Source organism: Vulcanococcus sp. (assembly GCF_044369115.1).
In the GTDB taxonomy this organism is placed as follows: domain Bacteria; phylum Cyanobacteriota; class Cyanobacteriia; order PCC-6307; family Cyanobiaceae; genus Vulcanococcus.
Genome location: NZ_JBIPMN010000195.1, coordinates 1 through 4,378, shown reverse-complemented (window position 1 = coordinate 4,378; position 4,378 = coordinate 1). Strand labels below are relative to the sequence as shown.

The window sequence follows — 4,378 nt, the reverse complement described above, 5'->3', positions numbered from 1 at the left end:
CTGGCAGCAGGAGCAGCTTGAGAGCCGCCTCGGTGTGACCAGGGGCACCTTGGCTGAGCGCCGGTGAAACCCAGCTTGGGCGCAGGCACTGCGATAGATTCCCTTAACGCACCGTAGGGGTCATCGGTCTCGGTTGTGGTCGTTGTTCATCAACGCTCCATGCCCTTAAGACCACGCTGCAAGAGATACCAGCCCTCATCGCTCCGCTTTCTGCCACGCGATTTGGCTCAGGGGTTTCAGACACCGTTCCCACGCCAACGCCTGCGGCGTGCGCCATCGAGATCACAACCAGCACCACCATTTATGAGCGGCGAGCATCCGGGAACCCCGATCCGCAATATTGCAATCATTGCCCACGTTGACCACGGCAAAACCACCCTGGTGGACGCGCTGCTGGCTCAGTCGGGCATCTTCCGCGACAACGAGGCTGTCCCCACTTGCGTGATGGACTCCAATGATCTCGAGCGGGAGCGTGGCATCACCATTCTCTCCAAGAACACCGCGGTGGACTACGAGGGAATCCGGATCAACATCGTGGATACCCCTGGCCACGCCGACTTCGGCGGTGAGGTTGAGCGTGTGCTCGGCATGGTGGACGGCTGTCTGCTGATCGTGGACGCCAACGAGGGACCGATGCCCCAGACCCGGTTCGTGCTCAAGAAGGCCCTGGAAAAAGGCCTGCGCCCGATCGTGTTCGTGAACAAGATCGACCGAGCTCGCGTGGATCCCGAGCAGGCTGTCGACAAGGTTCTCGATCTGTTTCTCGAGCTCGGCGCCGACGACGACCAGTGTGATTTCCCCTACCTCTTTGGTAGTGGCATGGGCGGCTACGCCAAGCCCGACATGGCCACCGAGAGCGACAACATGCGACCGCTCTTCGATGCCATCCTCCGCCACGTTCCGCCGCCGGTGGGTGATCCCGAAAAGCCCCTGCAATTGCAGGTGACCACCCTCGACTACAGCGATTTCCTCGGCCGGATCATGATCGGCCGCATCCACAACGGCACCATCCGCGCCAATCAGCCGGTGGCTTTACTGCGTGACGACGGCAGCGTCAAGCGCGGACGAATCAGCAAGTTGCTCGGCTTCCAGGGTCTGCAGCGGGTGGAAATTGAACAGGCCCGCGCCGGCGATCTGGTGGCTGTGGCTGGTTTCGATGAAGTGAACATCGGCGAAACCATTGCCTGCCCGGATGAGCCCAAGGCGCTGCCGCTGATCAAGGTGGATGAACCCACCCTGCAGATGACCTTCGTGGTCAACGATTCACCTTTCGCGGGTAAGGAAGGCAAGTTCGTCACCAGCCGTCAGGTTCGCGACCGTCTCAATAAGGAGCTGCTCACCAACGTGGCCCTGCGGGTCGAAGACACCGACTCCCCTGACCGCTGGGCTGTGAGCGGCCGCGGTGAGCTGCACCTGGGCATCCTGATCGAAACCATGCGCCGTGAGGGCTATGAGTTCCAGGTGAGCCAGCCACAGGTGATCTTCCGCACCATCGATGGCACGCCTTCCGAGCCCTTTGAAACCCTGGTGCTGGATGTGCCTGAGGAGTCGGTGGGAGCCTGCATCGAGAAGCTCGGCATCCGCAAAGCCGAGATGCAGAACATGGAGAACACCAACGACGGCCGCACCCAGCTGGAGTTTGTGGTTCCCTCCCGCGGTCTGATCGGCTTCCGAGGTGAATTCATCCGCGCCACCCGCGGTGAAGGGATCATGAGCCACTCCTTCCTCGACTATCGCCCGATGCAGGGTGAGTTCGAAACCCGCCGCAACGGTGTGCTGATCGCCTTTGAAGAGGGCACCGCCACCTTCTATGCGCTGAAGAACGCTGAAGATCGCGGCCAGTTCTTCATCACCCCAGGTACCAAGGTGTACAAGGGCATGCTGGTGGGTGAGAACAACCGCCCTCAGGACCTCGAGATCAACGTCTGCAAAACCAAGCAGCTCACCAACATGCGCTCGGCTGGCGCTGAGGAACTCGATACCCTCCAGGCTCCGATGCAGATGACCCTGGAGCGCGCTCTGGAGTACATCGGCCCCGACGAAATGCTCGAGGTCACCCCTGAGTCGATCCGTCTGCGCAAGCTGCCGGCGAAGAAACCCGCCCGCCGCTGAATCCTGCGTTGAACCAGCCTCAATCTGAGGAAGCCAGCCTGGTGGTCGATCCCCGTTTCGGGGAGGCCGTCAGGCTTTTCAATGCCGGCGAGTGGTACGCCTGCCACGACGGCTTTGAGGAGCTCTGGCATGAAACCCAGGGACCTTGCCGCAAGGTTCTGCAGGGCATTCTGCAAATTGCAGTGGCGCACCTGCATCTCGAGCGTGGCAATCGCCGCGGAGCCACGGTGCTGCTCGGGGAGGGCCTTGGGCGTCTTCAGAACGCAGGGCCAGCCCAGCTGGGCCTTGATCTCGATCAGCTGCGTCAGCAGGTGCGGGCGCGTTTGCAGGCGTTGCAGCAGGAGCAGGACCCCACGGGGTTGCCATTGCCCCGGCTCCATGCCGATTGCGCAGACGCCTGATGGGCCAGGCGAACTGAGCGATACGATGGCTCCATTCACACCGAGGGGAGCGGGGTTTGGCCGCCGAGTGCAGCATGCCCAGTCACGCTTCCGCTCTGGTGGTTGCTCTGTTGATCTGCGCTGCAGCGTCGCCGCAGGCTGCTGAGGCACAAGAAGCCCCGGCAGCTGCATGGCAGTCGGTTCCAGCCGAGCCAGCTGCAGGCGCTCCGCTCCAGGCTCCGGCTCAGCCTGTTCGGGTTTCAACGGGCCTGGTCACAATTGAATCGGATCAGCAACGCGCCGATCAGCTCACAGGCGTGATCACCGCCACGGGCAATGTGCGCATTGTGTATCCCGATGAGCGTGTTGTGGCCACCGCCCGCCAAGCCCAATACTTCAGCAAGGAAAACCGGGTGGTGCTCAGCGGCGATGTGGACATCGTTCAGGAGGGGGGCAATCTGATCCGGGCGGAACGGGTGGTGTACCTCGTGGATGGTGAACGCCTGACTGCCATACCTCCCGCCGGCCAACAGGTGTTCAGCCGCGTTCGTATCCAGCAAACACCCATCCAGCAAGCACCGTCGCCTCAACCGTCGACGGCCCCTGCTCCGGCAGCTCAGCCATGAGCCTGGTTCTCGATCAGGTGGCGCTGACCATCGGTGGTCGGCCACTGGTGAAGCAGGTGAGTCTCAACCTCAATCCTGGTGAGGTGGTGGGTTTGTTGGGCCCGAATGGCGCGGGTAAGACCACGACCTTCAATCTGGTCACCGGCTTGCTGCGGCCCGATTCCGGCGCCGTGGTGATGGATGGGGCATCGGTGGCCGAGCTCTCGATGCCGCAGCGGGCACGGCTTGGTATCGGATATCTGCCCCAGGAAGCGAGCGTGTTTCGCAACCTCAGCGTGCGCGACAACCTCTTTCTAGCCCTGCAGGAGAGCGCTGCACCCCGCAGGCAGCACAACGAGCGGGTGGAGCAGCTGGTGGATGATTTCCATCTGCGCCCGTTTGTGGAACGCCGAGGATTTCAGCTCTCCGGAGGTGAACGCCGTCGCTGCGAGGTGGCCCGCGCGCTGGCGGTGGGTCAACGCGGCCCGCGCTATCTGCTCTTGGATGAACCCTTTGCCGGGGTGGATCCTTTGGCCGTGGCCGATCTCCAGAGCCTGATCGCGAGGCTGCGCGATCGCGGCATGGGGATCTTGATCACCGATCACAACGTACGCGAAACCCTCGCCATCACTGACCGGGCTTACATCCTGACCGAGGGCAGCATCCTGGCCAGCGGGCCCTCACGGGAGATGGCCAACGACCCCTTGGTGCGACGCCACTACCTCGGGGAGGACTTCAAGCTGTGAGCAGCGTTCCTTCCCGCTTCGATCCCTTCCAGCGCCAGTTCAACAGGCTGCGGCGCCAATGGCAGCGTGTGCCGTTGATGGACCGCTGGCTTTCTTCTGAGTTGCTCGGCCCACTGCTGTTCGGGATTGCGGCCTTCACCGCCGTGTCGCTGTCGGTAGGGGTGGTGTTTGAGCTGGTGCGCAAGGTGGCTGAAGCGGGGCTCCCCCCACTCGTGGCCATGCAGGTTCTGGGGCTGCGGCTGCCCGGTTTCCTGGTGCTCTCGTTCCCCATGGCCACTTTGATGGCCACCCTGCTGGCCTTCAGCCGGCTTTCCAGCTCCAGCGAACTCACCGCGCTGCGCAGCATTGGTGTTCCCACCTGGCGGATGGTGGTTCCAGCGCTGGCAGTGGCGGCCTTGATGACGCTGCTCACCTTTGTGTTCAACGATGTGATCGTGCCCAGCGCCAACCTGGCGGCTGCCGACACACTCGATTCCGCTTTGGGGCGTTCCGTTGCTGCCGAGCGCGGCGACAACGTGGTCTACTCCCGCTACGC

The 4,378-nt window shown here is 62.8% G+C and carries 5 protein-coding genes; all 5 read left to right on the top strand.

Annotated features, from left to right (window positions below):
* Nucleotides 1–303 precede the first annotated feature (303 nt).
* The gene (gene typA, locus ACIQ2E_RS12810; RefSeq protein WP_398331192.1) at nucleotides 304–2,112 is read left to right on the top strand and encodes a translational GTPase TypA; all 1,809 of its coding nucleotides are present in this window, start codon (nucleotides 304–306) and stop codon (nucleotides 2,110–2,112) included.
* Nucleotides 2,113–2,153: 41 nt separating this feature from the next.
* The gene (locus ACIQ2E_RS12805; RefSeq protein ID WP_398331189.1) at nucleotides 2,154–2,513 is read left to right on the top strand and encodes a DUF309 domain-containing protein; all 360 of its coding nucleotides are present in this window, start codon (nucleotides 2,154–2,156) and stop codon (nucleotides 2,511–2,513) included.
* A gap of 296 nt (nucleotides 2,514–2,809) precedes the next feature.
* Nucleotides 2,810–3,118, top strand: a complete 309-nt coding sequence (locus ACIQ2E_RS12800; protein ID WP_398331186.1) for an LptA/OstA family protein — start codon at nucleotides 2,810–2,812, stop codon at nucleotides 3,116–3,118.
* Complete coding sequence (gene lptB / locus ACIQ2E_RS12795; RefSeq protein WP_398331183.1) at nucleotides 3,115–3,843, top strand: LPS export ABC transporter ATP-binding protein; 729 nt, start codon at nucleotides 3,115–3,117, stop codon at nucleotides 3,841–3,843. Before ACIQ2E_RS12800 ends, lptB begins: the two co-directional genes overlap by 4 nt.
* Before the next feature lie 77 nt (nucleotides 3,844–3,920).
* Nucleotides 3,921–4,378: LptF/LptG family permease (locus tag ACIQ2E_RS12790; protein ID WP_398331195.1), on the top strand; the 458-nt coding region annotated here is incomplete at its 3' end.

Excerpts from the sequence above, each read along its gene's own strand:
- lptB (WP_398331183.1), top strand. The coding sequence starts at position 3,115 with ATGAGCCTGGTTCTCGATCAGGTGGCGCTGACCATCGGTGGTCGGCCA.
- typA (WP_398331192.1), top strand. The coding sequence starts at position 304 with ATGAGCGGCGAGCATCCGGGAACCCCGATCCGCAATATTGCAATCATT.